At 68.8% G+C, this 25,790-nt stretch carries 33 protein-coding genes and 2 pseudogenes; 27 read left to right on the forward strand and 8 right to left on the reverse strand.

The features are described 5' to 3' along the window. Positions 1 to 18: 18 nt before the first annotated feature. From C6A87_RS05560 to C6A87_RS05585, 6 genes are all read left to right on the forward strand, one after another. On the forward strand, positions 19 to 291 hold the full coding sequence (locus C6A87_RS05560) for a hypothetical protein (RefSeq protein WP_311116345.1): 273 nt from the start codon (positions 19 to 21) through the stop codon (positions 289 to 291). A gap of 54 nt (positions 292 to 345) precedes the next feature. Continuing rightward, positions 346 to 678 (forward strand): hypothetical protein, encoded by a 333-nt coding sequence (locus C6A87_RS05565; RefSeq protein ID WP_311116346.1) that lies wholly within the window; start codon positions 346 to 348, stop codon positions 676 to 678. Positions 679 to 828: 150 nt separating this feature from the next. Next, entirely contained in the window at positions 829 to 3,180 is a 2,352-nt protein-coding gene (locus tag C6A87_RS05570; protein ID WP_311116347.1) for an arylsulfatase, read from the forward strand. A gap of 69 nt (positions 3,181 to 3,249) precedes the next feature. After that, positions 3,250 to 4,122: a helix-turn-helix transcriptional regulator gene (locus tag C6A87_RS05575; protein ID WP_311116348.1), complete on the forward strand. Its 873-nt coding sequence runs from the start codon at positions 3,250 to 3,252 to the stop codon at positions 4,120 to 4,122. Between the two features lie 16 nt (positions 4,123 to 4,138). After that, a complete protein-coding gene (locus C6A87_RS05580) occupies positions 4,139 to 4,519 on the forward strand; it encodes a hypothetical protein (RefSeq protein ID WP_311116349.1) in 381 nt (126 codons plus the stop codon). Further along, entirely contained in the window at positions 4,519 to 5,712 is a 1,194-nt protein-coding gene (locus tag C6A87_RS05585) for an alpha/beta fold hydrolase (protein WP_311116350.1), read from the forward strand. Before C6A87_RS05580 ends, C6A87_RS05585 begins: the two co-directional genes overlap by 1 nt. Here the strand turns inward: C6A87_RS05585 and C6A87_RS05590 are convergent. Continuing rightward, on the reverse strand, positions 5,648 to 6,229 hold the full coding sequence (locus C6A87_RS05590; protein ID WP_311116351.1) for a sigma-70 family RNA polymerase sigma factor: 582 nt from the start codon (positions 6,227 to 6,229) through the stop codon (positions 5,648 to 5,650). The genes C6A87_RS05585 and C6A87_RS05590 overlap by 65 nt on opposite strands. 62 nt (positions 6,230 to 6,291) lie before the next feature. Next, a complete protein-coding gene (locus C6A87_RS05595) occupies positions 6,292 to 6,543 on the reverse strand; it encodes a hypothetical protein (protein WP_311116352.1) in 252 nt (83 codons plus the stop codon). Positions 6,544 to 6,554: 11 nt separating this feature from the next. Here C6A87_RS05595 and C6A87_RS05600 point away from each other — a divergent pair. From C6A87_RS05600 to sppA, 14 genes and pseudogenes are all read left to right on the forward strand, one after another. Continuing rightward, positions 6,555 to 7,329, forward strand: a pseudogene (locus tag C6A87_RS05600) (gamma-glutamyltransferase); the annotation flags it as partial. Continuing rightward, positions 7,319 to 7,722: pseudogene (locus C6A87_RS05605) on the forward strand (RidA family protein); the annotation flags it as partial. The pseudogenes C6A87_RS05600 and C6A87_RS05605, both read left to right, overlap by 11 nt. A 155-nt stretch (positions 7,723 to 7,877) precedes the next feature. After that, the gene (gene rplN / locus C6A87_RS05610; RefSeq protein ID WP_311116353.1) at positions 7,878 to 8,246 is read left to right on the forward strand and encodes a 50S ribosomal protein L14; all 369 of its coding nucleotides are present in this window, start codon (positions 7,878 to 7,880) and stop codon (positions 8,244 to 8,246) included. Then, positions 8,247 to 8,567 carry a 50S ribosomal protein L24 gene (gene rplX, locus C6A87_RS05615; protein WP_311116354.1) on the forward strand — a complete coding sequence of 107 codons (321 nt, stop codon included), beginning with the start codon at positions 8,247 to 8,249 and terminating at the stop codon, positions 8,565 to 8,567. Next, complete coding sequence (gene rplE / locus C6A87_RS05620; protein ID WP_311116355.1) at positions 8,567 to 9,130, forward strand: 50S ribosomal protein L5; 564 nt, start codon at positions 8,567 to 8,569, stop codon at positions 9,128 to 9,130. The genes rplX and rplE overlap by 1 nt, the downstream gene beginning before the upstream one ends. Before the next feature lie 4 nt (positions 9,131 to 9,134). Beyond that, positions 9,135 to 9,320 carry a type Z 30S ribosomal protein S14 gene (locus tag C6A87_RS05625; protein WP_003929546.1) on the forward strand — a complete coding sequence of 62 codons (186 nt, stop codon included), beginning with the start codon at positions 9,135 to 9,137 and terminating at the stop codon, positions 9,318 to 9,320. A 94-nt stretch (positions 9,321 to 9,414) separates the two neighbouring features. Continuing rightward, positions 9,415 to 9,813 carry a 30S ribosomal protein S8 gene (gene rpsH, locus C6A87_RS05630; RefSeq protein ID WP_311116356.1) on the forward strand — a complete coding sequence of 133 codons (399 nt, stop codon included), beginning with the start codon at positions 9,415 to 9,417 and terminating at the stop codon, positions 9,811 to 9,813. A 15-nt stretch (positions 9,814 to 9,828) separates the two neighbouring features. Continuing rightward, positions 9,829 to 10,368 (forward strand): 50S ribosomal protein L6, encoded by a 540-nt coding sequence (rplF, locus tag C6A87_RS05635; protein ID WP_311116357.1) that lies wholly within the window; start codon positions 9,829 to 9,831, stop codon positions 10,366 to 10,368. Between the two features lie 3 nt (positions 10,369 to 10,371). Further along, the gene (gene rplR / locus C6A87_RS05640; protein ID WP_311116358.1) at positions 10,372 to 10,785 is read left to right on the forward strand and encodes a 50S ribosomal protein L18; all 414 of its coding nucleotides are present in this window, start codon (positions 10,372 to 10,374) and stop codon (positions 10,783 to 10,785) included. Between the two features lie 34 nt (positions 10,786 to 10,819). Continuing rightward, the gene (gene rpsE, locus C6A87_RS05645) at positions 10,820 to 11,491 is read left to right on the forward strand and encodes a 30S ribosomal protein S5 (RefSeq protein WP_311116359.1); all 672 of its coding nucleotides are present in this window, start codon (positions 10,820 to 10,822) and stop codon (positions 11,489 to 11,491) included. A gap of 2 nt (positions 11,492 to 11,493) precedes the next feature. Beyond that, a complete protein-coding gene (rpmD, locus tag C6A87_RS05650) occupies positions 11,494 to 11,673 on the forward strand; it encodes a 50S ribosomal protein L30 (RefSeq protein WP_003929541.1) in 180 nt (59 codons plus the stop codon). Between the two features lie 2 nt (positions 11,674 to 11,675). Further along, on the forward strand, positions 11,676 to 12,119 hold the full coding sequence (gene rplO / locus C6A87_RS05655) for a 50S ribosomal protein L15 (RefSeq protein ID WP_311116360.1): 444 nt from the start codon (positions 11,676 to 11,678) through the stop codon (positions 12,117 to 12,119). A 118-nt stretch (positions 12,120 to 12,237) separates the two neighbouring features. Continuing rightward, positions 12,238 to 12,582: a DUF732 domain-containing protein gene (locus C6A87_RS05660; RefSeq protein ID WP_311116361.1), complete on the forward strand. Its 345-nt coding sequence runs from the start codon at positions 12,238 to 12,240 to the stop codon at positions 12,580 to 12,582. A 31-nt stretch (positions 12,583 to 12,613) separates the two neighbouring features. Next, positions 12,614 to 14,389: a signal peptide peptidase SppA gene (gene sppA, locus C6A87_RS05665; RefSeq protein WP_311116362.1), complete on the forward strand. Its 1,776-nt coding sequence runs from the start codon at positions 12,614 to 12,616 to the stop codon at positions 14,387 to 14,389. On the opposite strand, the gene C6A87_RS05670 is transcribed toward sppA, so the two are convergent. Together C6A87_RS05670 and C6A87_RS05675 are read right to left on the reverse strand one after the other, a co-directional pair. Next, a complete protein-coding gene (locus C6A87_RS05670; protein ID WP_311116363.1) occupies positions 14,383 to 15,285 on the reverse strand; it encodes a class I SAM-dependent methyltransferase in 903 nt (300 codons plus the stop codon). The genes sppA and C6A87_RS05670 overlap by 7 nt on opposite strands. Before the next feature lie 11 nt (positions 15,286 to 15,296). Further along, positions 15,297 to 16,223 (reverse strand): class I SAM-dependent methyltransferase, encoded by a 927-nt coding sequence (locus C6A87_RS05675; protein ID WP_311116364.1) that lies wholly within the window; start codon positions 16,221 to 16,223, stop codon positions 15,297 to 15,299. Between the two features lie 234 nt (positions 16,224 to 16,457). On the opposite strand from C6A87_RS05675, the gene secY reads away from it, so the two are divergent. Genes secY through C6A87_RS05705 form a run of 6 tightly spaced genes read left to right on the forward strand, consistent with a single transcriptional unit; the run spans position 16,458 to position 20,886 of the window. Next, positions 16,458 to 17,795: a preprotein translocase subunit SecY gene (secY, locus tag C6A87_RS05680; RefSeq protein ID WP_311116365.1), complete on the forward strand. Its 1,338-nt coding sequence runs from the start codon at positions 16,458 to 16,460 to the stop codon at positions 17,793 to 17,795. Between the two features lie 14 nt (positions 17,796 to 17,809). Then, complete coding sequence (locus C6A87_RS05685) at positions 17,810 to 18,355, forward strand: adenylate kinase (RefSeq protein ID WP_311116366.1); 546 nt, start codon at positions 17,810 to 17,812, stop codon at positions 18,353 to 18,355. Positions 18,356 to 18,363: 8 nt separating this feature from the next. Beyond that, entirely contained in the window at positions 18,364 to 19,161 is a 798-nt protein-coding gene (map, locus tag C6A87_RS05690; protein ID WP_311116367.1) for a type I methionyl aminopeptidase, read from the forward strand. 55 nt (positions 19,162 to 19,216) lie between these two features. Then, the gene (locus C6A87_RS05695) at positions 19,217 to 19,732 is read left to right on the forward strand and encodes a sigma-70 family RNA polymerase sigma factor (RefSeq protein ID WP_311116368.1); all 516 of its coding nucleotides are present in this window, start codon (positions 19,217 to 19,219) and stop codon (positions 19,730 to 19,732) included. After that, positions 19,729 to 20,358 (forward strand): zf-HC2 domain-containing protein, encoded by a 630-nt coding sequence (locus tag C6A87_RS05700; RefSeq protein WP_311116369.1) that lies wholly within the window; start codon positions 19,729 to 19,731, stop codon positions 20,356 to 20,358. Before C6A87_RS05695 ends, C6A87_RS05700 begins: the two co-directional genes overlap by 4 nt. A gap of 30 nt (positions 20,359 to 20,388) precedes the next feature. Beyond that, positions 20,389 to 20,886, forward strand: a complete 498-nt coding sequence (locus tag C6A87_RS05705; RefSeq protein WP_311116370.1) for a MarR family transcriptional regulator — start codon at positions 20,389 to 20,391, stop codon at positions 20,884 to 20,886. Between the two features lie 15 nt (positions 20,887 to 20,901). On the opposite strand, the gene C6A87_RS05710 is transcribed toward C6A87_RS05705, so the two are convergent. Then, entirely contained in the window at positions 20,902 to 22,137 is a 1,236-nt protein-coding gene (locus C6A87_RS05710) for a GAF domain-containing sensor histidine kinase (RefSeq protein WP_311116371.1), read from the reverse strand. Beyond that, positions 22,134 to 22,793, reverse strand: a complete 660-nt coding sequence (locus tag C6A87_RS05715) for a response regulator transcription factor (protein ID WP_311116372.1) — start codon at positions 22,791 to 22,793, stop codon at positions 22,134 to 22,136. The genes C6A87_RS05710 and C6A87_RS05715 overlap by 4 nt, the downstream gene beginning before the upstream one ends. A 105-nt stretch (positions 22,794 to 22,898) precedes the next feature. On the opposite strand from C6A87_RS05715, the gene C6A87_RS05720 reads away from it, so the two are divergent. Beyond that, entirely contained in the window at positions 22,899 to 23,648 is a 750-nt protein-coding gene (locus C6A87_RS05720) for an HAD family hydrolase (RefSeq protein ID WP_311116373.1), read from the forward strand. Positions 23,649 to 23,741: 93 nt separating this feature from the next. Here C6A87_RS05720 and mmsB read toward each other — a convergent pair whose 3' ends face one another. Together mmsB and C6A87_RS05730 are read right to left on the reverse strand one after the other, a co-directional pair. Then, entirely contained in the window at positions 23,742 to 24,614 is an 873-nt protein-coding gene (gene mmsB / locus C6A87_RS05725; RefSeq protein ID WP_311116374.1) for a 3-hydroxyisobutyrate dehydrogenase, read from the reverse strand. Positions 24,615 to 24,628: 14 nt separating this feature from the next. Next, positions 24,629 to 25,789 (reverse strand): acyl-CoA dehydrogenase family protein, encoded by a 1,161-nt coding sequence (locus C6A87_RS05730; protein WP_311117825.1) that lies wholly within the window; start codon positions 25,787 to 25,789, stop codon positions 24,629 to 24,631. Position 25,790: the final 1 nt, after the last annotated feature.

The raw sequence follows: 25,790 nt of genomic DNA on the forward strand, positions 1-25,790 counted from the left end.
GGCATCGACCATCCCCGGATGGGCAGGTCGGCCCGTGACGTGCGGATCCATCTCCGCGGTTCGTACACACCGGCGCCGGAGAACATCGGGGCGCAGCTGATCGTGCGGGTCGGTGAGGAGACGATCGACCGGTGGCCCGCGCAGGCCGACGGGTTCATCGACCGGTGGGTCGACATCCCCGACCGACTGCTGCAACGCTTCACCGACGTCACGGTCGCGATCGACATCGCAGGCAACACCGGCCGCCCTGCCCGTCCCCGCCCGGACTGCAGTCGCTACCGCAGGCGATGATGCCCCGGATCGAGATCGGCTTGGGCGCAACGCGATTCGCCGACACCGCGCGCGATGTCGAACGCGCCGCAGGAATTCGCGCTTGGCGCGGTACTCGCACCGGACCCCGACAGCGTCAGTCCGACCAAGGCCGAGCAGCACCGCGTCGCGGCAACCTTCTCCACCGAGCGCGAACTTGCGCAGTATCTGGACAGTCTGCGATTACCGCAGAGCTCGGTCATCACCGACACCGTCTACGGGTTCGCCGTCGTCGTTGCCTCGCTGCGGCCGAAAAACTTTGTGGTGCCGTCCGACCGGGACTTCGTACGACTGCCCAACGACCCGGAGCGCAACGACATCCGCTATCTGCTCGCGGTGCCCAACACCGGCCGCGGCACCACGCGCTGAACCTGCGGTATCCCGCCCTCTACGAGACCGATTCGGACGTCGCCACACTCGAACTCGAGATCCACAACGAGGGCGCCAATCAGCCGAATTACCGGCTCTACCGCGTCGCCATTCCCCCTTCCGGGTGACCGCCCGGTGTAGTCTCCGGACGTGGCAACGGACTTCAACGGCAAGATCGAGGTGGACATCCGGGACTCCGAGCCGGACTGGGGGCCGTTCGCGGCGCCGACCGCGCAACCGGATGCGCCCAACGTGCTGTACCTGGTCTGGGACGACATCGGCATCGCCACCTGGGACTGCTTCGGCGGGCTGGTCGACATGCCCGCGATGCGGCGCATTGCCGAACGCGGAGTGCGCCTTTCGCAGTTCCACACCACCGCGCTGTGTTCGCCGACCCGGGCCTCGCTGCTCACCGGCCGCAACCCCACCACCGTGGGGATGGCGACCATCGAGGAGTTCACCGACGGTTTCCCGAACTGTAACGGCCGCATTCCATTCGACACCGCGCTGCTGTCGGAGGTGCTCGTAGAGAACGGCTACAACACCTACTGCGTCGGCAAATGGCATCTGACCCCGCTGGAGGAGTCCAATCTCGCCGCGACCAAACGGCACTGGCCACTGGCGCGCGGCTTCGAGAGGTTCTACGGCTTCATGGGCGGGGAGACCGACCAGTGGTATCCCGACCTCGTCTACGACAACCACCCGGTGTCGCCGCCGGCGACCCCCGAGCAGGGCTACCACCTGTCCCGGGACCTCGCGGACAAGACCATAGAGTTCATCCGCGACTCGAAAGTCATTGCACCGGAGAAGCCGTGGTTCTCCTACGTGTGCCCCGGCGCCGGGCACGCCCCCCACCACGTCCCCAAGGAGTGGGCCGACCGGTATGCCGGTGTCTTCGACATGGGCTACGAGCGGTACCGCGAGATCGTGCTGGAGAACCAGAAGCGGCTCGGTCTCGTCCCGCCGGACACCGAGCTGTCGCCGATGAATCCGTACTCAGATGTCAAGGGGCCCAACGGCGAAGACTGGCCGGCCCAGGACACGGTGCGTCCGTGGGAGTCGCTCAGCGACGACGAGAAGCGGCTGTTCGCCCGGATGGCCGAGGTCTTCGCCGGGTTCCTTTCCTACACCGACGCCCAGATCGGGCGCGTGCTGGACTATCTGGAGGAGTCGGGGCAACTCGACAACACCGTGATCGTGGTGATCTCCGACAACGGCGCCAGCGGTGAGGGCGGGCCGAACGGGTCGGTCAACGAGGTTAAGTTCTTCAACGGCTACCTCGACTCGGTCGAGGAGGCGCTGAAGGCCTACGACGACCTCGGCGGCACCGAGACCTACAACCATTACCCGATCGGCTGGGCGATGGCGTTCAACACCCCCTACAAGCTGTACAAGCGGTATGCCTCGCACGAGGGCGGTATCGCCGACCCGGCGATCATCTCGTGGCCCGCGGGCATCGCCTCCCACGGGGAGATCCGGGACAACTACGTCAACGTCTGCGACATCACCCCGACGGTGTACGACCTGCTCGACATCACGGTGCCCGCGACCGTGCGCGGTGTCGCGCAGAAGCCGCTTGACGGGGTCAGTTTTAAAGTGGCGCTGGATAATCCGACCGCACCCACCGGCAAGGAGACCCAGTTCTACGCGATGCTCGGCACGCGCGGGGTCTGGCACAGGGGCTGGTTCGCCGGCGCCGTGCACGCCGCGTCGCCGGCCGGCTGGTCGCATTTCGACCGGGATCGCTGGGAGCTGTTCCACATCGAGGCCGACCGGAGCCAGTGCCGCGATCTGGCGGCCGAACACCCGGACAAGCTCGAAGAGCTGAAGTCGTTGTGGTTCCGGGAGGCCGAGAAGTACAACGGTCTGCCGCTGGGCGACCTGAACCTGCTGGAGACGATGTCGCGCTGGCGGCCGTACCTGGCCGGCGAACGCAGCGCCTACGTGTACTACCCGGGCACCGCCGACGTCGGGATGGGCGCGGTGGTCGAACTGCGTGGCCGGTCGTTCGCAGTGCTCGCCGAGGTCACGGTGGGGCAGCGCGGCGCGGACGGTGTGGTGGTGAAACACGGTGCGGCGCACGGTGGCTACGTGATGTACCTGCAGGGCGGCCGGCTGCACTTCTGTTACAACTTCCTGGGCGAGTACGAACAGACGCTGGTCTCCGCCGAGGTCGTGGCCCCCGGTCCGCACACACTCGGGTTCACGTTCACCCGCACCGGCACCGCCGAGGGCAGCCACACCCCGATCGGGGACGCCGAGCTGTTCGTCGACACGGCCCGGGTGGCCGCACTGGCAGAGATGCGGGTCCATCCCGGAACCTTCGGTCTCGCCGGGGCCGGCCTGAGCGTCGGGCGGAACAGCGGATCGCCGGTCTCGCGGGCGTACCGCGCGCCGTACCCGTTCACCGGCGGCGCGATCGCGCGGGTGAACGTGGACGTCTCCGGTGCGCCGTACGTGGACCTGGAAAGGGACTTCGCGCGCGCGTTCGCCAGGGACTGACTCCCGTGAGAGCGCAAGGAAAATTGGACGGCATGCAATATATCGCGGGTGGCGACCGTTTACCACTGTATGAACGTCATCGAAGCGAAGTCGACGGCCCTGGGCAGCTTTCTGCGCTGGCACCGCCATCGACTCACCCCGCGTGACGTCGGGCTTCCCGAGTACGGGCGCCGCCGGGTCCCTGGTCTGCGGCGCGAGGAGGTCGCCAATCTGGCCGGCATCAGCACGGAGTACTACATCCGGCTGGAGCAGGGCAGGGAGCGCACGCCGTCGCCGAACGTCGTCGATGCGCTCGCCGACGCATTGCGCCTGGACGCCGACCAGACGGCGCACCTGCGCAACATCGCCCGGCCGGGATCACGGCGCAACGCAGGCGGGCGGCGCACCGACGTCCCCGAGGGCGCGACCCGGCTGCTCGACCACTTGAACGTGCCCGCGGTGATCCTGAATCGGTACATGGACGTCGTGACGTCGAATCATTCTGCGCAGGCGTTGTTTCCGAATATGACGCCCGGAACGAACCGGCTCCGGGCGGTGTTCCTGGATCCGCGCGAGCGGGAGTTCTGGCGCGACTGGGAGTCGGCCGTGGCCGACGCCGTCGCCCAGTTGCGCGCGGACATCGGCAACGAGTTGGAGTCGTCGTCGGCACACGCACTGATCGGCGACCTGCGGAACCGGTGCAGGCACTTCGACCGGTTGTGGTCCTGCCAGCACGTTCAGCAGCGCGCGTGCAGCCCGGTCCGGGTGCGCCACCACCTACTCGGCGAACTCGAATTGCACCGCGAGAAACTTCTCGTCACGGGCGCCGAAGGGCTGTTCCTGTTCATCTATTTCACCGAACCCGGGTCGGCGTCGGCCGAGAAGCTCGACCGGCTGAGGCACCTGCAGGCTGGTAGTGGCAGTACCAGGATGAACATGGCCTGGCTAGCACCTCACCGGTGACCGCACGCTGACCGGCGTGCACGACTACGACCCACGCCTCCAAGGCATTCAACGCGTTCAGAACTTCCAGGACTCTGCTCGAGAATGGCAGAAGCTCCAACTCGGCGTAATCGGTTTCGTCGGATTGTGCGGTGTGTTCAGCGACGGCGGCTCCAGCCGGACCCGTCCGCTCTGGCTGCAGCAGGTCGGCGCCATCTCCGCGCTCGCCGGTTTCCTGCTGGCGGTGCTCGGGGTGCTGCTCGTCGCCACCGTCGCTCATCCGCTGACCGGCCGGCCCAACGCGACAACGATCGCCGGGCGCCGGCTCCTCGTCGGCATCGTGATCACGTTCGTCGCCGCCGCGCTGACCGCCCTTGCCGCGCTGACGTGGTGGTGGCCTCAGGCCGGTGCACAGTGATGGCCCCGGTGCACGCGTTCGGGGACTTCGTCCTCGATCCCAAACGCTACGAGTTGCGCCGCAACGCGGAGGTCATCCCGGTCGAACCGCAGGTCTTCGACGTGCTCGCGGTCCTGGTCGCCAACCACCACCGCTGTGTCACCAAGCAGGAGCTGTTCGACACGGTGTGGGGCGGGCGGTTCGTCGGTGAGGCGGCGCTGTCCAGCCGCATCATGGCGGCCCGGCGCGCACTGGGCGACAACGGCGAGTCCCAGCACTTCATCCGGACGGTGCGCGGCCGGGGCTACCGGTTCGTCGGGACGCTCGCCGAGAACGATCAGCCCGCGGAGGACAGCGGCGCGGGGGAGCCCGCGGTGGAACAGCACGTCGCGTTCTGCCGCGCGGCCGACGGCCTGCGTCTGGCCTACGCGGTGGCGGGGACGGGGCCACCGCTGGTGCGCGCGGCGAACTGGATGACCCATCTCAGCTACGACATCGAGTCCCCAGTGTGGCGGCACTGGGTGTCGGAGCTGTCCCAGCGTTACCGCTTCATCCGTTATGACGAACGCGGGTCAGGTCTTTCCGACTGGGATGCACCCGATTTCACGTTCGACGACTGGGTCAGTGATCTGGCCGCGGTGGTCGACGCGCTGGGGCTGACGCGCTTCCCGCTGCTCGGGGTGTCCCAGGGCGGGGCGGTGGCGGTGGCCTACGCCGCCCGGTATCCCGAGCGGGTCTCCAAACTGGTGCTCTGCGGCGCGTATGCGCGGGGGCGTGCCGTCCGTGCGGTCGGTGAAGGTGAACGACGGGCCGCCACGCTGGACCTCGATCTGGCCCGGGTGGGCTGGGGGCACGACGATCCGGCGTTCCGCCAGGTGTTCGCCGCGCAGTTCCTGCCCGACGGGTCGAGGCGGGACTGGCAGGCATTCGACGACCTGCAGCGCCGGACCACGTCGGCGGAGAACGCGGTGCGCTTCCTGGAGCAGTTCGCGCACATCGACGTCTGCGAGCTGGCCGGGCAGGTCAGATGCCCGACGCTGGTCATGCATTCCCGAAACGACCGGCGGGTGCCGCTTCGCTTCGGCGAGGAACTCGCGGCGCTGATCCCGCAGGGACGCCTGGTCCTGCTGGAAAGCAACAACCACCTGCTCACCGCGACCGAGCCGGCCTGGCGGGCGTTCGGTGCGGAGATGGACGCGTTCCTGGCTGCGTGAGGCTGCGACGGAGCCGATCCCGGCCGCGGTGCAGTCGGGACATCACGGTGCCCACGGGCACGGACATGATCTCTGCGACTTCACGGCAGGACATCCCCTCGACCGCCGTGTAGTACATGGCCAGCCGCATCGGCTCCGGTAGCTCGGCCAGTGCGGCGACCAGGCGGGAGTCCGAAATCCCCTGAAGGACCACGTGTTCGGCGGATTCGGTAACGGCGTCGCTGTCGCCGAAGTCGTCGACCAGATGCTCGCCCACCCGGCACCGGGTCGCCCGGTGCCGGGCGATCCAGGTGTTGCGCATGATGCACAGCAGCCATGCGTTGACGTGCGGGTCCGGGCCGAGCGTGTGAAATCCCCGGTAGGCCTTGAGCAGTGTCTCCTGGACCAGGTCCTCGGCGTCGGCGGCGTTGCGCGTCAACGAGTGCGCCCGGCGGTACAGGCCTGGTGCAAGCGGTAGTACCTGACGATCGAAGTCGTTGTCCGAGTGGGTGTCCAGTGCGATTGTCACACCGACCATGTTCGACGGGATCGGGCGCCGTTGCTTGGAGACTGTATGGAGATCGCGTGCAGAGATATGGGCTAGACCGGGGCCGCAGCCACCTCGTCCTGTCGTCGGGGAGACAGTCGCAGGTGTCCGACGAGGGCCACGACCGCGGTCATCGCGGCGGCCAGGCCGAAGGGCACCGCGAGGTGGATCCGCAGCAGCGCGGCGCCCACGACCGCGCCGGCGAAGATCACCGCGATCGCGGCAAGGCGCCGGTTGAACAACGCTCCCCGGCCGCCGCGGGTCCAGGTCTCCCCGGCCAGCGACGCCAGCGTCGAGGTGCCCACGCCCGGCTGGATGGCTGACCGCCGAGGCGGTGGACCGGTTGGCCCGGGCCGCCCGGCTGGCCTTCACCGACCGATTCGCGTTGTGCGCCAGCGACAATGACGGCGCCTGTGAGGTGCTGGCGGTGGACCGGATCGAGGCCCAGCGGCGCGATCTGGACCTCGGCGTCGAACGGCGCGGCCGCGCCGAGGTGCACGCCGGCGACACCACGTCCACCGTGGCCGTCGACGCGGACGGCCGCGCGGTGAGCTTCATCCACTCGCTGGCCTTCACCTTCGGCGCCAAGTTCAGCGTCCCCGGCACCGGCGTGGTGCTCAACAACCGGCTCGGCCGCGGCGCGTACCTGATCCCCGGCCATCCCAACGAGGTGGCGCCGCGCCGCAAGCCCCTGCACACCCTCAACGCGTGGGTCGTCACCGACGACGCAGGCGCGCTGCGGCACGCGGGAAACACCCCGGGCGGCGACGGTCAGGTGCAGTGGAACATGCAGCTGCTCTACCCACCTGCTCGACCACGGGCTCGATCCGGCCGAGGCGGTCTCGGCGCCCCGGTTCACCGTGTTCCCGGGATCCGACGCCGACGTCCTCGGCGCGCCGGACGAACTGCGCGTGGAGGAGACGCTGCCTGCCGAGACGCGGCGGCGGCTCGAGGCCGCCGGGCACCAGGTCGTGGTCCAGCCCGAGTTCGGCGGCGGTGGCAGCGCCCAGGTCGTCTCCGTCGACGACCGCTGCGTGCTGGCCGGGGCCGCCGACCCGCGTCAGGAAGGTGTCGCGCTCGGTGTCGACTGAGCAGGCCGTGCCGTCCCCGCAGGGCGACTACGTGCCCGCGGTGCGCCACGGCGACGTGGCCTACTCGGCCGGGATGACCCGCGGCGCGACGGGAAACTGGTGGTCACCGGCGTGGTGGGGGACACGCTGTCGGTCGAGCAGGCGCACGCGCCGCCGCGCTGGCGGTGGGCAACGCGCTGGCCGCGGTACGGTCGGTGCTACCCGAAAGCGCAGGTCTGCGGTGTCTCCGGATGACTGTTCTACATCGCGTGCCTACCGGGGTTCGCCGAGTTGAGCGCGGTCGCCGACGGGGCGTCGGCGGTGCTGGCCGCCGAACTCGGCGTGGCTGCGCTGCCCGCCCGGTCCGCGATCGGGGTTGCGGCGCTGCCGTCCGGCGCACCCGTCGATTTGGAGCATTCGGCGAGCTCACCTAGTATATGGGGGTTGCCTAGGGCAGACCTCGGTTGTCTCCATGCGGAGATGGCCCCGCGTGCTCTTAGGGAACAAAGACCGCGCACGTCAGGGTCGGTAATCCTGCGTGCACACAGTAACCAGGTCGAGGAGATCTAGTGATTCAGCAAGAATCGCGGCTCAAGGTCGCCGACAACACGGGCGCCAAGGAGATCTTGTGCATCCGCGTGCTCGGCGGCTCGTCGCGGCGCTATGCCGGCATCGGCGACATCATCGTGGCGACCGTCAAGGACGCCATCCCGGGCGGCAACGTCAAGCGCGGCGATGTCGTCAAGGCCGTCATCGTCCGCACCGCCAAGGAGCGCCGCCGCGCCGACGGCAGCTACATCAAGTTCGACGAGAACGCCGCCGTCATCATCAAGAACGACAACGACCCCCGTGGCACCCGCATCTTCGGGCCCGTCGGTCGCGAACTGCGCGAGAAGCGCTTCATGAAGATCGTCTCGCTCGCCCCGGAGGTGTTGTAGATGAAGGTCCGTAAGGGCGACACCGTGCTCGTCATCTCGGGCAAGGACAAGGGCGCCAAGGGCAAGGTCCTGGTGGCCTACCCCGAGCGCAACAAGGTCCTCGTCGAGGGCGTGAACCGGATCAAGAAGCACACCCCCGAGTCGCGTACCGAGCGCGGCGCGGCCTCGGGCGGCATCGTCACGCAGGAGGCGCCGATCTCGGTGTCCAACGTGATGCTGCTCGATTCCGACGGCAAGCCGACCCGCGTCGGTTTCCGCACCGACGACGAGACCGGCAAGAAGGTCCGCATCGCCAAGTCCAACGGCAAGGACATCGTGTAATGACCACCACTGAGAAGACCCTCCCCCGCTTGAAGCAGCGCTACCGCGAAGAGATCCGCGAGGCGCTGCAGCAGGAATTCGGCTACGCCAACGTGATGCAGATCCCGGGCGTCACCAAGGTCGTCGTCAACATGGGTGTCGGCGACGCCGCCCGTGACGCCAAGCTGATCAACGGCGCGGTCAACGACCTCACCCTGATCACCGGCCAGAAGCCCGAGATCCGCCGGGCCCGGAAGTCCATCGCGCAGTTCAAGCTTCGCGAGGGCATGCCCATCGGTGCGCGCGTCACGCTCCGTGGCGACCGCATGTGGGAGTTCCTCGACCGGCTGATCTCGATCTCGCTGCCCCGTATCCGCGACTTCCGCGGACTTTCGCCGAAGCAGTTCGACGGCACGGGCAACTACACCTTCGGGCTCAACGAGCAGTCGGTGTTCCACGAGATCGACGTGGACAGCATCGATCGCCCGCGTGGCATGGACATCACCGTCGTCACCTCGGCGACGAACGACGACGAGGGACGTGCGCTGCTGCGGGCGCTCGGCTTCCCGTTCAAGGAGAACTGAGCAGATGGCAAAGAAGGCTCTGGTCAACAAGGCCAACAAGAAGCCCAAGTTCAAGGTGCGGGGTTACACCCGTTGCAACCGCTGCGGCCGTCCGCACTCGGTGTTCCGCAAGTTCGGCCTGTGCCGGATCTGCCTGCGCGAAATGGCACATGCCGGCGAACTGCCGGGTGTGCAGAAGTCCAGCTGGTAAGCCGGCTCCAGACCGTAACTACGAAACAGGTTGCGGCAGGCCCAATCCGAGCACCGGGGATGGGAACCGCCGCGAGAAAGGTGAACCGGCTGTCATGACCATGACGGATCCGATCGCAGACTTCTTGACACGTCTGCGCAACGCCAACTCGGCGTATCACGACGAAGTGACCCTGCCGCACAGCAAGATCAAGGCGAACATCGCCGAGATCCTGAAGTCCGAGGGCTACATCAACGACTACCGCACCGAGGACGCCCGCGTGGGCAAGTCCCTTGTGGTGCAACTCAAGTACGGCCCGAGCCGTGAACGCAGCATCGCGGGCCTGCGCCGGGTGTCCAAGCCCGGTCTGCGGGTGTACGCGAAGTCCACCAACCTGCCGCGTGTGCTCGGTGGGCTCGGTGTGGCGATCATTTCCACGTCGTCCGGTCTGAGGACCGACCGCCAGGCGGCCCGTGAGGGCGTCGGCGGCGAGGTCCTCGCCTACGTGTGGTGAGGGAGGGCTAGATACATGTCTCGCATTGGAAAACAGCCGGTCCCGGTCCCCAACGGGGTCGACGTGACGATCGACGGACAGAACGTGTCCGTCAAGGGCCCCAAGGGCACGCTGACCCTCGACGTCGCCGAGCCGATCGCGGTCACCCGCGACGACGACGGTGCGCTGGTGGTCACCCGCCCCGACGACGAGCGGCGTAACCGTTCGTTGCACGGCCTGTCCCGCACGTTGATCGCCAACCTGGTGACCGGCGTGACCGAGGGCTACACCACCAAGATGGAGATCTTCGGCGTCGGTTACCGCGTGGTGGCCAAGGGCAGCGACCTCGAGTTCGCCCTGGGCTACAGCCACCCGGTGCTGATCACCGCCCCGGAAGGCGTGACCTTCACGGTCGAAACGCCGACGAAGTTCTCGATCTCCGGTATCGACAAGCAGAAGGTCGGCCAGATCGCGGCGAACATCCGCCGCCTCCGTAAGAGCGATCCCTATAAGGGCAAGGGAATCCGCTACGAGGGCGAGCAGATCCGTCGCAAGGTCGGAAAGACGGGTAAGTAGTAGATGGCTACCAACACCAAATCCAAAGAGGCCGCGGGTCACACCCCGGTCGGCAAGAACATCTCCGAGACGCGGCGTACGTCGCGGCTGCGCCGGCACGCGCGTCTGCGCAAGAAGGTGTCCGGCACCGCCCAGCGTCCGCGCCTGGTGGTCAACCGGTCCGCCCGGCACATCCACGTGCAGCTGGTCGACGACCTCGACGGCGTCACGCTGGCTGCGGCCTCGTCGATCGAGGCCGATGTGCGGGCACTCGAGGGCGACAAGAAGGCCGCCAGCGCCCGTGTGGGTCAGCTGATCGCCGAGCGCGCCAAGGCCGCGGGTATCGACGAGGTCGTCTTCGACCGCGGTGGGTACACGTACGGTGGACGGATCGCGGCGCTGGCCGATGCCGCCCGCGAAGGCGGGTTGAAGTTCTGATGTCCTACCTGACCAGTAACGGAAGGAATGCATGATGGCCGAGCAGGCTGTAGGAGCCGGCGGGCCGTCGAGCGACGGCCGCGACGGTGGCAGGGGCGACCGCGGTGGCCGTGGGCGCCGTGACGATCGTGGCGGCCGCGGCCGCGACGACCGCGAGAAGAGCAACTACATCGAGCGCGTCGTCACGATCAACCGCGTGTCGAAGGTGGTCAAGGGCGGTCGCCGGTTCAGCTTCACCGCGCTGGTGATCGTCGGCGACGGCAAGGGCATGGTCGGCGTCGGCTACGGCAAGGCCAAAGAGGTCCCCGCCGCGATCGCCAAGGGTGTCGAAGAGGCGCGCAAGAACTTCTTCCGGGTTCCGCTGATCGGCGGCACCGTGACCCACCCCGTCCAGGGTGAGGCCGCGGCCGGTGTGGTCATGCTGCGTCCGGCCAGCCCGGGTACCGGTGTCATCGCCGGCGGCGCCTGCCGCGCCGTGCTGGAGTGCGCCGGAGTGCACGACGTCCTGGCCAAGTCGTTGGGCAGCGACAACGCGATCAACGTGGTGCACGCCACGGTCGCCGCGCTGAAGCTGCTCCAGCGTCCCGAAGAGGTCGCGGCCCGCCGCGGCCTGTCCATCGAGGATGTAGCGCCCGCAGGCATGCTCCGGGCCCGCCGCGAGGCGGAGGCTCTGGCTGCCACGGCCGCGCGTGAGGGAACGGCGTAATCATGGCAGAGCTCAAGATCACCCAGGTGCGCAGCACCATCGGTGCGCGCTGGAAGCAGCGGGAGTCCCTGCGGACGCTCGGGCTGCGCAAGATCCGCCAGTCCGTGGTCCGTGAGGACAACGCCCAGACGCGTGGACTCATCAAGACCGTGCACCACCTCGTCACGGTCGAGGAGGTTTAACCATGGCTCCGATCAAGCTTCACGATCTGCGTCCGGCACCCGGCGAGAAGAAGGCCAAGACCCGCGTGGGTCGCGGCGAGGGCTCCAAGGGTAAGACCGCCGGTCGTGGTACCAAGGGCACCAAGGCCCGCAAGAACGTCCCGGTGACGTTCGAGGGCGGCCAGATGCCGATCCACATGCGGCTGCCGAAGCTCAAGGGCTTCCGCAACCGCTTCCGTACCGAGTACGCCCCGGTCAACGTCGGCGACATCGCCAGGGCGTTCCCCGAGGGCGGCACGGTCGGTGTCGACCAGCTGGTGGCCAAGGGCCTCGTTCGCAAGAACGTCCTGGTCAAGGTGCTCGGCGACGGCAAGCTGACCGCCAAGGTCGACGTGACCGCGCACAAGTTCAGCGGCAGTGCCCGAGAGGCGATCACCGCCGCCGGTGGCACCGTCACCGAACTGTAGAGACATCGCACGAACAGAAACCCCCGCCCCGGCGGGGGTTTCTGCGTTGGCGCTCGTAACGACAGGCGTCGATAACCCGAATTACACTGCGTCGGGGAACCCAGCTGAGGAGCACGTCATGAATCGCCACCGTCGAACCGTCGTCGCGGCACTGGCCGCCACCGGTCTCGTCATGTTCGGCGGCGCGACCGCGCACGCCCAGCCGCAGGACCAGAAGTTCACCGACGCGATCACCACGATGGGGATCCCGCTCGGCGCCAGTGACGACGCACCCACCGTGGGCAAGCGCATCTGCGAGATGCTCACCACGGGGCTCACCGGTAGCCCCAACCCGGTCCCGGTGGTGCGCGGCGTGGTCAACACGCTGGCAGGCAACGGACTGAGCAAGGACCAGGCCGTCGGGCTGACCCGGGCCGCCGTGGCCGTGTACTGCCCGCAGTACACCCGGTACTTCGGGCGCTGACCGCCCGGTTCGGCGTCGGTACGCTCGAACCATGTTCTCTCTGCTGTCCGGATTGCCCGGGTTCGACGATGTCCGTGACCTCGCCCGCAAGGTCGACACCGCCCGTCACCAGGGCGTGCCCGACGGGTGCATCCTCGAGCTGGATCTGCAGGCCGCGCCGCCGGAGTCGGCCGGCTTCGACCCGATGGCATTGATAAACGGCGCCGGGAAGCCGCTGCTGCTGCGCGAGGCGGTCGCCGCGATCCACCGCGCCGCCGACGATCCGCGGGTTGCCGGGCTCATCGCACGCGTCCAGATCGACGCCGCGCCACCGGGACCCGTACAGGAGCTGCGCGACGCCATCGTCGCGTTCACCGCGAAGAAGCCGTCGCTGGCCTGGGCCGAGACCTACCCGGGCACGCTGTCCTACTACCTGGCCTCCGCGTTCGGCGAGGTGTGGATGCAACCGTCGGGCACGGTCGGGCTGGTCGGTTTCGCGACCAGCGCCCTGTTCCTGCGGGACGCCCTCGACAAGCTGGGCGTGGAGGCGCAGTTCATCGCACGCGGTGAATACAAGTCGGCGGCAAACCTTTTCACCCAGGACCGCTACACCGAGGCGCACCGAGAAGCCGACACCGCACTGGTCGACGGGCTGCGCGCGCAGGTGTGGGACGCGGTGAGCACCTCGCGCGGGGTGGACCGGGCCGCACTGGACGAACTGGCCGACCGGGCGCCGCTGCTGCGCGACGACGCCGTCGCAGCGGGCCTGGTGGACCGCATCGGTTTCCGGGACGAGGTCTACGGGCGCATCGCGGAAATGTCCGGGGCAGAGGGCATTTCCCCGGAAACCGGTGACGCCGACGGTGAGGACGCTCCGCCGCGGCTCTACCTGTCCCGCTACGCACGCGCGAAGAAGCCGGCCGTGCCGGGACTCAAGAGCCATCCGAAGGTCGCGGTCGTGACCGTCGCAGGCCCGATCGTCAGCGGCCGCGGTGGGCGGCAGATGTCACCGATGGGCAGCTCGAGCTCCGGTGGGGACACCATCGCCGCCGCGCTGCGCCAGGCCGCCGCCGACGACGACGTCGCCGCGATCGTGCTGCGCGTCGACAGCCCGGGAGGTTCGGTCACCGGTTCGGAGACCATCTGGCGCGAGGTCGTGCGGACCCGCGAGCGCGGTAAGCCGGTCGTCGCGTCGATGGGTGCGGTCGCCGCGTCCGGCGGCTACTACGTGTCGATGGCCGCCGACGCCATCGTCGCCAACCCGGGCACCATCACCGGTTCGATCGGGGTGGTCACGGGCAAGTTCGTCGCCCGGGAGCTCAAGGACCGTCTCGGGGTCGGGTCGGACACGGTGCGCACCAACGCCAACGCCGACGCCTGGTCGATCAACGCTCCGTTCACCGACGAGCAGCAGGCGCACGTCGAGGCCGAGGCCGACCTGTTCTACACCGACTTCGTCCGGCGGGTCGCCGACGGCCGCTCCATGAGCATCGAGGACGTCGAGAGTGTGGCGCGCGGCCGGGTGTGGACCGGCGCCGACGCACTGGAACGGGGCCTGGTCGACGAACTCGGCGGGTTGCGCACCGCGATCCGGCGGGCCAAGAAGCTCGCAGGCATCGACGAGGACACCAAGGTGCGGGTCGAGAACCTGCCGGGCTCGTCGCTGCGGGACGTGCTGCGGCCCAAGCCGTCCTCGCAGCCCGCGGCGGCCTCCCTGGAGGACGCCTTCGGCGCCCTGGCCTTCCGGTCGGTCCGCGGTCTGGTCGACCAGACGCAGCGGTCGCTGTCCGGCGTGAACGTGCTGTGGATGGGGGAGACGCGCTACTGAGGCAGGCGCGCCGTCAGGTAGCCGGAGTCGCCGATCATCGACACCAGGTGCTCGGGCAGCGGCCCGAAGCCCTGTAGCCGGTAGGCGTCGTTGCTGGACAGCACCGTGGTCTGCCAGCCCTGCGCGGCCAGGTGGTCGGCAGCCGAGGTGCGGGGGCCGTTGTAGAACAGCTCGCTGACGTCGACGTCGCTGCCGTGCCTGCGCGCCCGCGCCGACATCTGCTTGGCCCAGTCCCCGGTGAGCGCCTTGGCGTCCATGTGCTCGGTGGCCAGCCGGCTGCCCGGCACGCTGAGCTCGGTGATGTGGTCCAGCAGCCGGTCCTGGGCGTCCGGGGGCAGATAGATCAGCAGGCCCTCGGCGATCCACGCCGTCGGCTGGGCCGGGTCGAACCCGGCGGCGCGCAGCGCGGCGGGCCAGTCGTCGCGCAGGTCCACCGCGACGGTACTGCGCTCGGCGGCCGGGGCGACCCCGGCCTCGGCCAGCACCGTGGTCTTGAACTCGATGACCGCAGGCTGATCGATCTCGTAGACCACCGTGCCAGCGGGCCAGTCCAGCCGGTAGGCACGGGTGTCGAGGCCGGAGGCCAGGATCACCACCTGCCGGATCCCGTCGGCGGCGGCCTCGGTGAAGAAGTCGTCGAAGAAGCGGGTGCGGACCGTGATCTGCTCCAGCATCTGGCGGGCGCCGAACAGCGGGTCGTCGTCGAAGTCGATCTCGCCGCGGGCCACCCGGATGAAGTGCGGCAACCCGACCGCCTCGACCAGCAGGTCGGCATACGGGTCCTGCAGCAGCGGGTCGGGTCCGCGGCTGGCGAACGCGCGGTTGGCCGCCACCGACGTCGCGGTGGCCCCGACGCTGGAGGCCAGGTCCCAGGTGTCGCCCTCGGTACGCGCCACGTCCGGCCCTCCTATCGGGTCGCGCTGACGTAGCGCACGTCGCCGAAGCGCTCGTCAGGGTTCAGCGGGGCCATCCCGTAGCGGACCAGCAGGTCGTTGGTCGGGGCCGCGTCCACGGTCCAGCCCCGGCTGCGCAGGTACTCGTCGACCTCCGCCCGCTCCCCGGTGAACACCAGCTCGCTGAAATCGAGGTCGAAGCCGTGTTCGCGCCAGCGGTCGGTCGACGCCGACATCCGCTCGCGCAACTCCTCGTCGTCGAGGTCCTGAACGGCCGGGACGGCCTCGGCGGCCAGCCGGCTGCCCGCCGGGCTGAGCTCGGTGATGGTGTCCAGCAGCCGGTCCTGTGCGTCCGGCGGCAGATAGCCGAGCAGGCCCTCGGCGATCCACGCCGTCGGCGCGGCCGGGTCGAACCCCGCGGCGGTCAGCGCCGCGGGCCAGTCGTCGCGCAGGTCGACGGCCACCGGGGTCAGCGAGACCGCCGGTCGCACTCCGAGGTCGGCCAGCGTCCTGGTCTTGAACTCGAGCACCTCGGGCTGGTCGATCTCGAACAGCGTCATGTCCTCGGGCCAGCTCAGCCGGTAGGCGCGGGCGTCCAGGCCGGAGGCCAGAATGACCCCCTGCCGGACGCCGGCCGCGACGGCGGAGGTGAAGAAGTCGTCGAAGAACCGGGTGCGTGCGGCCATCCCGTCGGCGAACCGGCTCATCCCGACCGGCGACTCGCCCCCGTCGTGGGTGTCCAGGTCGGCGGGCGTCAACTCGCCGGAGGCCAGCTTGGTGAAGAAGTCGACGCCGACCGCGCGGACCAGCGGCTCGGCGTACGGATCGTTGATCACGGGCTGCTCGGCGCGGGTCGCCACCGCGCGTGCGGCGGCCACCATGGTGGCGGTGGCGCCCACGCTCGAGGCGAGGTCCCAGCTGTCGTTTTCGCTACGTGGCATCGAGTCCCCAAAGATGATTAGGCAGGTTAATTACTGTTTTCGACTGTACGCTGCATCGGAGTGACGGATGCGGGTCAAGCAACCGGCAACTGTTAGTCTCGTAGACTGTTTGAACGCGTGACTTGCGCAGGCTGTTCTGCCTGCTCATGCCGTCGCGCACACGCCTTAACCACGACGCTGGTGACGCCAGCCACATGAGCACGCCGCGATCGACCGGCCGTGCAGGAGGAAAGAGTGCTCTCGGCTTTCATCTCATCACTGCGGACAGTCGATCTAAGGCGAAAGATCCTGTTCACGCTCGGCATCGTGATCCTCTACCGGGTCGGTGCCCAGATTCCGTCGCCAGGCGTCGACTACCCGAACGTGCAGCAGTGCATCGCGCAGGTCAGCGGCGGCGAGTCCGGGCAGATCTACTCCCTGATCAACCTGTTCTCCGGCGGCGCGCTGTTGCAACTGTCGGTGTTCGCGGTCGGCATCATGCCCTACATCACCGCGAGCATCATCGTGCAGCTGCTCGGCGTGGTCATCCCGCGCTTCGAGCAGCTCCGCAAGGAGGGCCAGGCGGGCCAGACCAAGCTCACCCAGTACACCCGCTACCTGGCCATCGCACTGGCGATCCTGCAGGCCACCAGCATCGTGGCCCTCGCCGCCAACGGCGGCCTGCTGCAGGGCTGCTCGCTGGACATCATCCAGGGCCAGAGCGACGGCCTGAACATCGGCACCCTGGCCGTCATCGTGATCGTGATGACCGCCGGCGCGGCGCTGGTCATGTGGATGGGCGAGCTGGTCACCGAGCGCGGCGTCGGCAACGGCATGTCGCTGATCATCTTCGCCAGCATCGCGGCGTCGATCCCCGGCGAGGGCAAGAACATCCTGGACAGCCGCGGCGGCATGGTGTTCACGCTGGTGTGTGTCGCGGCCGTGGCCATCGTGGTCGGCGTGGTCTTCGTGGAGCAGGGTCAGCGCCGCATCCCGGTGCAGTACGCCAAGCGCATGGTCGGCCGCAAGATGTACGGCGGCACGTCGACCTACCTGCCGCTGAAGGTCAACCAGGCCGGCGTCATCCCGGTGATCTTCGCGTCGTCGCTGATCTACATCCCGCACCTGATCACCCAGCTGATCACCAGCGCCAGCGACGCACCGAGCACCGGGTGGTGGCAGACCTTCGTCGCCGAGTACCTGACCGACCCGAGTAGCCCGGTCTACATCGCGATCTACTTCGGCCTGATCGTGTTCTTCACGTACTTCTACGTCTCGATCACGTTCAACCCCGAGGAACGCGCCGACGAGATGAAGAAGTACGGCGGCTTCATCCCGGGCATCCGCCCCGGTAAGCCCACCGCCGACTATCTGCGGTTCGTGCTGTCGCGCATCACGCTGCCGGGTTCGGTCTACCTCGGCATCATCGCCGTGCTGCCGAACCTGTTCCTGGAGATCGGCAACACCGGCTCGGTGCAGAACCTGCCGTTCGGCGGTACCGCGGTGCTGATCGCCGTGGGCGTCGCGTTGGACACCGTCAAGCAAATCGAAAGCCAGCTCATGCAGCGCAACTACGAAGGCTTTTTGAAGTGAGAAAGGGTTCTTCCGTGAGAATCGTGTTGTTGGGACCGCCGGGAGCGGGCAAGGGAACCCAGGCCGTGAAGCTCGCCGAGAAGCTCGGCATCCCGCACATCTCCACCGGGGACCTGTTCCGCTACAACATCAGCAACGGCACCGAGCTCGGCCTGGAGGCCAAGAAGTACCTCGACGCCGGTGACCTGGTGCCCGCCACCCTCACCAACGCCCTGGTCGACGACCGGCTCGACGACGAGGACGCCAAGCAGGGATTCATCCTCGACGGGTTCCCGCGCTCGGTGGAACAGGCCAAGGCCCTCGACGAGATGCTCAAGAAGCGCGACCTGTCGCTGGACGCCGTGATCGAGTTCCGGGTCCCGGAAGAGGAGCTGGTGTCCCGGCTCAAGGGCCGTGGCCGCGCCGACGACACCGAGGACGTCATCCGCAACCGCTTCAAGGTGTACCGCGACGAGACCGCCCCGCTGCTGGACTACTACGCCTCGAACCTCAAGACCGTCGAAGCGGTCGGTGAGCTCGACGAGGTGTTCGAGCGGGCGCTCACCGCGCTCGGTCGCTGACCTCGGCCATGGTCTCGATTCCCGGCCTCCGCAGCCGCAAGGTGGTTCCGCAGCGCACCGCCGGTGAACTCGACGCGATGGCGGCCGCGGGCGCCCTGGTGGCCGCCGCGCTGCGCGCGGTACGTGCCGCTGCCGCACCCGGGGTGTCCACCCTGGAACTCGACGCCGTCGCCGAATCGGTGATCCGCGACGGCGGCGGTGTGCCGTCCTTCCTCGGGTACCACGGCTTCCCGGCGTCCATCTGCGCGTCGGTGAACGACCGCGTCGTGCACGGCATCCCGACCGACGCCGAGAAACTGGCCGCCGGCGACCTCGTGTCGATCGACTGCGGGGCCATCCTGGAGGGCTGGCACGGCGACTCGGCGTTCACGTTCGGCGTCGGCCAGGTCATCCCCGCCGACGAGGCGCTGTCGGACGCGACGCGGGAATCGATGGAGGCCGGCATCGCGGCGATGGTGCCGGGCAACCGGCTGACCGACGTCTCGCACGCCATCGAGCAGGGCACCAAGGCCGCCGAGCAGCGCCACGGCCGCAAGTTCGGCATCGTCGCCGGTTACGGCGGGCACGGCATCGGCCGGGAGATGCACATGGACCCGTTCCTGCCGAACGAGGGCGCCCCCGGCCGCGGGCCGCACCTCGCACCGGGTTCGGTGCTGGCCATCGAACCGATGCTCACCCTCGGGACACGTAAGACAGTCGTCCTCGACGACGGCTGGACCGTGGTCACCGCCGACGGCTCCCGCGCGGCACACTGGGAGCACACGGTCGCGGTCACGGACGACGGACCGAGAATCCTGACCGCCTGACCGGTCCGGGCTGAACCGATCGTCCGCCGCCGTCGTGTCCTGGACGGAGGGCGGGATGGACGATCCGGACGCGGCGATGATGCGGGCGCTCTACGACGAGCATGCCGCGGCGCTGTGGCGGTACGCGCTCCGTCTCACCGGTGACCGGTCCAGGGCCGAAGACGTCGTCCAGGAGACCCTGCTGCGCGCCTGGCGGCACCCCGAGGTCACCGCCGACGCGGACAGGTCCGCGCGGGCCTGGCTGTTCACCGTCGCGCGCAACATGATCATCGACGAACATCGCAGCGCCCGGTCCCGGCACGAGACCGGCGTCCCCGACACCGAGGACGTCGCCGACCGGGCCTCGCCCGACGAGACGGACTCCACGGTGAACCGGATGCTGCTGAGCGCCGCGCTGAGCCGGCTGTCCGACGAGCATCGGGCCGTCGTGCGGCGGGCCTACTACCAGGGCTGGACCACTGGACAGATCGCCGCCGACCTGCACATCCCGGAAGGGACCGTGAAGTCCCGGCTGCACTACGCAGTCCGTGCGCTGCGCCTCGGACTGCAGGAGATGGGGGTGACGCGATGATCCGGGACCATTACCTGACCTGGGATGCCGCGTATGTGCTCGGCGCGCTGGCCGACGACGAGCGCGTCGAGTACGAGCACCACCTGGTCGACTGTGAGCGATGCCGGTCGGCCGTGGCCGAACTGAGCGACATGCCCGCACTGCTGGGGATGCTCGACGCCGACGATGTCGACGCGCTGTACCGGGCCCGCGCCCGGCGGCGCCGCACCCGGTGGCTGGCGACCGTCGCGGTCGGGGTGGCCGCCGCGGTGCTGGCCGCGACGTTGGTGTTGGTGCTGGTGATCCGGCCCGAGCCGGGCCAGTCCGTCGCGCAGATGCAGGAGATGACCAAGGTCGCCGACACCCCGATCAACGCGAGCATCGCGGTGTCCGGGTACGGATGGGGCACCCGCATCGACATGGCCTGCTCGTACGGCGAATGGGGCAGTCAGGACGCGCCGCCGCAGAACCTCGGCATGGTGGTGATCGGCCACGACGGCAGCCGCAACGAGATCGCCACCTGGCTGGGGGTGTCCGGGGCCACCGCACTGCCCAGCGCCACCACGCCGATGGAGCCGGCTGAAATAGCTGCCGTCCAACTTGTTTCGTCGCCCGACGGGAAGGTGCTGCTGGAACGGCGGCTGTGAGCCCGGCCGGGCCATACGGTATGAAGAGTCGTGGCATCCGAACGGCGCGACCCGATCGCCACCGCACGCGCGAACTGGGAACGCTCCGGGTGGGGTGACGTCGCCGACGGCATGGTCGCGGTGACCTCGGTGATGCGGGCCCACCAGATCCTGCTGGCCCGGGTGGAGACCGCGTTGCGGCCCTACGACCTGAGCTTCTCGCGGTACGAACTGTTGCGCCTGCTGGCCTTCAGCCGCACCGGCGCGCTGCCGATCACGAAGGCCTCCGACCGGTTGCAGGTGCACGTCACCAGCGTCACGCACGCGATCCGCCGGCTGGAGGCCGACGGGCTCGTCGAACGGCTGCCGCACCCCACGGACGGCCGCACCACGCTGGTGCGGATCACCGACCTGGGCCGCTCCACGGTCGAGGACGCGACGGTCACGCTGAACAAGGACGTGTTCGGCGACATCGGGATCTCGCCCGAACAGTCACGTGCGCTGGCGGATTCGATTCAGACGCTGCGCCGCAGCGCGGGCGACTTCTGAGCCCGGTGGTTCCGCTCAGGCGTCGCCGGTGTCCTCGGAGCGGTGCCGGACCGGGTTCAGCGGGATCGTCGCGGTCACCGTGGTGCCGGATCCGGGCCGGGAGCGGATGTTGAGCCGGCCGCCGACGATCTCGGCGCGTTCGGCCATCGACAACAGCCCGTAGCCGCCCATCTCGTCGCTGCCCAACGGATGCTCGAAGGTGTCGAAACCGACTCCGTCGTCGGCGATTTCGAGCCGGGCCTGGTTGTCGTCGACGCGGAAGGCCAGTCGCGCCGAGGATGCGCCCGCGTGCTTGACGACGTTCTGCAGGCATTCTTGGGCGATGCGGTAGAGCGCCAGCTCGATGTGGTCGGGAAGCCGGGAGCCGGCGAGTTCGCGGCCGATCTCCAGGTCGATCGGGATCTGCGGGATCGACCTGGCCAGGCTGGCCAGCCCGCCGGGCAGCCCCAGGTCGTCCAGCACCGGGGGCCGCAGCCCGCTGATCGCGGCGCGGGCCTCCTCCAGCGTCAGCCCCGCCAGTTCCCGCGCCCGGTCCAGTTGCTCGAGGAGGGCGTCGTGGTCGTCCGGAGACTTCGCGGCCTGGGCCGCCGCGTCCAGCCGGAACGACAGCGTGACCAGCCGCTGGGAGATTCCGTCGTGGATGTCGCCGGCCAGCCGGCGGCGCTCCAGCTCCTGCGCTTCGATCACCTGCTCGACGAAGTTCTCGTGCGCGCGTTCGCGAGCGACCAGCTGTCGGTGCAGGCGCGCCTGGTGCATCGCGCCCGCGATCAGGCGGCCGATGACCAGCAGGAGTTCCACGTCGCGGTCACCGAAGTCGCGCTCGGCCACCGTGTGTACGTTGAGCACCCCGACCAGCCCGCCGGGGTCGGTCTCCATCGGCACCGACACCATCGAGGTGAAATCGCGGCCGCGGAGCGAGCGGAACGGCAGGTAGCGCGGGTCGGACTCCTTGTCCCTCCTGATCACCACCGGTTCCCGGTGACCGGCCACCCAGCCCGAGATGCCCTGTCCCAGCGGCAGTCTGATCTTGCCGACCTCCGAGTCGAACGGCGGGGTGGCGCCGGTCAGCGTCAGCGAACGGTCGGTGTCGTCGAGCACGTGCACGAAGCACACGTCCGAATCAGTGGCCGCGGTGATCATCCGGGCCGCCGCGGCGGCCAACGGTTCGACACCGGGACCGCTGGAGGCGGCCTGGATCAGCTCACGCAGCAGTGCCAATTCGCGGTCGGCGGTCAGCACCGGGCGGGTCACTGGTAGATGCCTTCCCGCAGCGCAGTGGCGACCGCGCCCGTCCGGTCGCCGACATTGAGCTTGCGGTAGATCGAGCTCAGATGGGTCTTGACGGTCTCGTCGCCGATGATCAGCTTGGTGGCGATGGCGCGGTTGGACAGGCCGTTGACCACCAGCGCCAGAATCTCGCTCTCCCGCTGGGTCAGCCCGCGGCGCGCCCCGGGCCAGAACTCGTCGCGCTGCATGCGGGCCGCGGTGTCGGCGGCCCTGGCCGCCATGCTCGGGTCGATCGCGGTCTGGCCGCCGTGCACGAACTCCAGCTGGCGGACCAGTTCCTCGCTGCTGATGCTCTTGAGCAGGTAACCCGACGCGCCCACTCGCAACGCCTGGAACAGGTACTGCTCGTCGTCGTAGACCGACAGCATCACCACCCGCCGGTCGGGGTCGCGTTCGCGCAGCTGCTGGCATACGTCCAGCCCGCTGGAGCCCTGCATGCGCACGTCGCACAGCACGATGTCGGGGTCGAGGTCCGCCACGACCTGCAGCACGTGGTCCGCGCCGACCGCCTGACCGACCACCACCACCCGGCTGGTGAACGCGGCGAGCATCGCCTTGAGGCCCTCGATGACCATTTCGTGGTCGTCGACCAGCACGATTCGCACCGGATCGGCACCCATACGCCTCACCTTAGAGCCGAGGCGCCCGCTCTCCCCCCAACTTGGCCCGGCGAATCCCCCGCACGGGGGAGGTGGCCGTGGTGTGACGTAGGACACTATTCGTTCGTGCAAGCGACAGAGCAGAAGGCATGGCGGGCCGGCCGATTCTGGTGGGACTGGCCTACCCCGACGTCGATCAGGAAACTGCGCGCGGTGATCTTCGATCTGGACGCGCTCGCCGACCTGGAGGTCGCCGGTCACCGGCCGGCGTTCAACGCGGCGTTCGCCGAGCTCGGGTTGGACATCGAGTGGTCGCCGGCGCGTTACCGGCAACTGCTGGTGCTGCCCGACGAACGCCGGCGCGTCTCGGCCGAACTGCGCAAGCGGGGGATCAGCAGCGAGTGCGACGTGCTCGCCGAGCTTCTGGTCGACGAGATCTGTGCGGCCAAGGCCATGATCCTCGACGAGACGGTGCTCGACGCCGACCTCACCGCGCGGCCCGGGATGGCCGAGCTCATCGCCGAGGCGTACGGCGCGGGCATCGGGGTCGGGCTGATCAGCACCGCCGGCCACACCTGGGTGGAACCGCTGGTGCGCCAGCTCGTCGGGGACGGGGTCGTCACCACGGTCGTGACCGCGGGCGACGCGCCGCGGGGCACGCTCTACGCCGCCGCGCTGGGCGATCTCGGCGTGCCGGCACCGGACTCACTTGCGTTCGCGGGGTCGCGAGAGAGTCAGCGCGCCGCGGTCGCCACCGGGCTCGCGACGGTGCTGGTCGACGACGACGCCCCGGCGGGGGTTCCGCTGTGTGTGGCCGACTGTCAGCGCGTCCACGACGCGTGGCACGAGTCCCACCTGAAGCCGACCGCCGCCTGACCCGCTGCGCTCGACTCTGCGCTCGACTCTGAACTTGTTGTCGAAATCCTGGCCGCGTGGCAGCAACTACTTCAAAGTCGGCGGGCAGAGTCGCTAGCCGCGCAGCATCTCGATGATCGCGCTGAAGTCCTTGTCGGCGTGGTCCTTGTTGAACTCGGCGTAGATCTCGGCCGCGTGGGTGCCCAGCGGTGCGTTGGAGCCGGCCGACTCGACTGCGGCCATCGCCAAGCCGAGGTCCTTGTTCATCAGCGCGGTCGCGAAGCCCGGCTTGAAATCGTTGTTCGCCGGGGAGGTGGGGACCGGGCCGGGCACCGGGCAGTTGGTGTGCACCGACCAGCAGTTCCCGGTGGCTCCGGTGATGACGTCGAACAGCGACTGCGCCGGCAGGCCGAGCTTCTCGGCCAGCACGAACGCCTCGCCGATCGCGATCTGCTGCACGGCCAGCACCATGTTGTTGCACAGCTTGGCGGCCTGACCCGCTCCCGAGGCGCCGCAATGGATGACCTTGCCCGCCATGGGTTCGAGCACTGGGCGGGCCGCCTCGACTGCTTCATCGGTGCCGCCGACCATGAACGCCAGAGTGCCCGCCGTCGCGCCCTTGATGCCCCCGGAGACCGGGGCGTCGATCTGGGCCAGACCCTTCTCGGCGGCCTGCGCGTGGATGGCGCGGGCGTCGTCGACCGAGATCGTGGAGGTGTCGATCAGCAATGCCCCGGCCTTGGCCGCGGGCACCACCTCGTCGTAGACGGACTTGACGATGTTGCCGTTCGGCAGCGAGGTGATCACCACGTCGGCATCGGCGACCGCGGCGGCAGCGCTGTCGAACACGTTCGCGCCCTTGGCCTTCGCCGCTTCCTTCAGTTCGTCGACCAGGTCGAAGGCGTGCACGGTGTACCCGGCTCCCACCAGGTTCGCCGCCATCGGTCCGCCCATGTTGCCCAGGCCCAGAAACGCGATCGTCGTCATCGACACAACCTTTCTTAGACGGCGGCTCGGGCCCGGGCCGCTTCGGCCCGGCCGATCACCACGCGCATGATTTCATTGGTGCCTTCGAGGATCCGGTGAACGCGAAGATCCCGCAGGATCTTCTCCAGGCCGTACTCCTTGAGATACCCGTAGCCGCCGTGTAGCTGCAGCGCGGAATCGGCCACGTCGTAACACGCGTCGGTCACGTACAGCTTGGCCATCGCGCACAGCTCGACCTTGTCGGGGTCGCCGGCGTCGAGCGCGGATGCCGCCCGCCACAACATCATCCGGGACGTCTGCAGCGAGGTGGCCATATCGGCCAGCGTGAAGCGGATGGTCGGCTCGTCGAGCAGCGACCCGCCGAACGCCTCCCGGTCCCGCACATAGCCGGCGGCCTTCTCGTGCGCCGAGCGGGCACCGCCCAGCGAGCAGGCCGCGATGTTGATCCGCCCGCCGTTGAGACCGTTCATCGCGATGCCGAACCCAGTGCCCTCCCCGTCGGCGCCGCCGAGCATCGCGTCGGCGGGCACGCGGGCCTTCTCGAAGATCACCTGTGCGGTCGGCTGGGCGTTCCAGCCCATCTTGGCCTCGTTGGGGCCGAAACTCAGCCCGGGCGTGTCCTTTTCGACGACGAACGTGGAGATCCCGCGCGGGCCGTCGACCCCGGTGCGCGCCATCACCACATAGACGTCGGAGGTTCCGGCGCCGGAGATGAACTGTTTGACGCCGTCGAGCACGTAGGAGTCACCGTCGCGGACCGCCCGGGTGCGCAGCGCCGAAGCATCGGAGCCGGCACCCGGTTCGGTCAGGCAGTAGCTGGCGATGCTGTCCATCGACGCCAGCCGTGGCACCCACTTCTTGCGTTGCTCGGGCGTGCCGTAGGTGTCGATCATCCACGCGCACATGTTGTGGATCGAGATGAACGACGCGATCGCCGGATCGGCGGCGGCCAGCTCCTCGAAGATGCGGACCGCGTCGATGCGCCGCAGGCCGCTGCCGCCGACCTCTTCGGAACAGTAGATCGCGCCCATGCCGAGCTCGGCGGCCTCCCGCAGCGCATCGACGGGAAAGTGCTTGTCGGCATCCCAGTCGAGGGCATGCGGGGCAAGGCGTTTGGCTGCGAACGCGGCAGCCGTCTCGGTGATAACGCGTTCGTCGCTGTTCAATCCGAACATG

Origin of the sequence: Mycobacterium sp. ITM-2016-00317 (assembly GCF_002968295.1) — a bacterium.
GTDB lineage: Bacteria > Actinomycetota > Actinomycetes > Mycobacteriales > Mycobacteriaceae > Mycobacterium.

Excerpts from the sequence above, each read along its gene's own strand:
- rplO (WP_311116360.1), top strand. The coding sequence starts at position 11,676 with ATGGCTCCGATCAAGCTTCACGATCTGCGTCCGGCACCCGGCGAGAAG.
- C6A87_RS05715 (WP_311116372.1), bottom strand. The coding sequence starts at position 22,793 with ATGGGTGCCGATCCGGTGCGAATCGTGCTGGTCGACGACCACGAAATG.
- C6A87_RS05730 (WP_311117825.1), bottom strand. The coding sequence starts at position 25,789 with ATGTTCGGATTGAACAGCGACGAACGCGTTATCACCGAGACGGCTGCC.
- rpsH (WP_311116356.1), top strand. The coding sequence starts at position 9,415 with ATGACCATGACGGATCCGATCGCAGACTTCTTGACACGTCTGCGCAAC.
- C6A87_RS05700 (WP_311116369.1), top strand. The coding sequence starts at position 19,729 with ATGATCCGGGACCATTACCTGACCTGGGATGCCGCGTATGTGCTCGGC.
- rpsE (WP_311116359.1), top strand. The coding sequence starts at position 10,820 with ATGGCCGAGCAGGCTGTAGGAGCCGGCGGGCCGTCGAGCGACGGCCGC.
- rplF (WP_311116357.1), top strand. The coding sequence starts at position 9,829 with ATGTCTCGCATTGGAAAACAGCCGGTCCCGGTCCCCAACGGGGTCGAC.
- C6A87_RS05695 (WP_311116368.1), top strand. The coding sequence starts at position 19,217 with ATGGACGATCCGGACGCGGCGATGATGCGGGCGCTCTACGACGAGCAT.
- C6A87_RS05590 (WP_311116351.1), bottom strand. The coding sequence starts at position 6,229 with ATGGTCGGTGTGACAATCGCACTGGACACCCACTCGGACAACGACTTC.
- C6A87_RS05660 (WP_311116361.1), top strand. The coding sequence starts at position 12,238 with ATGAATCGCCACCGTCGAACCGTCGTCGCGGCACTGGCCGCCACCGGT.
- C6A87_RS05560 (WP_311116345.1), top strand. The coding sequence starts at position 19 with ATGGGCAGGTCGGCCCGTGACGTGCGGATCCATCTCCGCGGTTCGTAC.
- rplX (WP_311116354.1), top strand. The coding sequence starts at position 8,247 with ATGAAGGTCCGTAAGGGCGACACCGTGCTCGTCATCTCGGGCAAGGAC.
- C6A87_RS05675 (WP_311116364.1), bottom strand. The coding sequence starts at position 16,223 with ATGCCACGTAGCGAAAACGACAGCTGGGACCTCGCCTCGAGCGTGGGC.
- C6A87_RS05565 (WP_311116346.1), top strand. The coding sequence starts at position 346 with ATGTCGAACGCGCCGCAGGAATTCGCGCTTGGCGCGGTACTCGCACCG.
- rplR (WP_311116358.1), top strand. The coding sequence starts at position 10,372 with ATGGCTACCAACACCAAATCCAAAGAGGCCGCGGGTCACACCCCGGTC.
- C6A87_RS05575 (WP_311116348.1), top strand. The coding sequence starts at position 3,250 with ATGAACGTCATCGAAGCGAAGTCGACGGCCCTGGGCAGCTTTCTGCGC.
- sppA (WP_311116362.1), top strand. The coding sequence starts at position 12,614 with ATGTTCTCTCTGCTGTCCGGATTGCCCGGGTTCGACGATGTCCGTGAC.
- rplE (WP_311116355.1), top strand. The coding sequence starts at position 8,567 with ATGACCACCACTGAGAAGACCCTCCCCCGCTTGAAGCAGCGCTACCGC.
- C6A87_RS05585 (WP_311116350.1), top strand. The coding sequence starts at position 4,519 with ATGGCCCCGGTGCACGCGTTCGGGGACTTCGTCCTCGATCCCAAACGC.
- map (WP_311116367.1), top strand. The coding sequence starts at position 18,364 with ATGGTCTCGATTCCCGGCCTCCGCAGCCGCAAGGTGGTTCCGCAGCGC.
- C6A87_RS05625 (WP_003929546.1), top strand. The coding sequence starts at position 9,135 with ATGGCAAAGAAGGCTCTGGTCAACAAGGCCAACAAGAAGCCCAAGTTC.
- mmsB (WP_311116374.1), bottom strand. The coding sequence starts at position 24,614 with ATGACGACGATCGCGTTTCTGGGCCTGGGCAACATGGGCGGACCGATG.
- rpmD (WP_003929541.1), top strand. The coding sequence starts at position 11,494 with ATGGCAGAGCTCAAGATCACCCAGGTGCGCAGCACCATCGGTGCGCGC.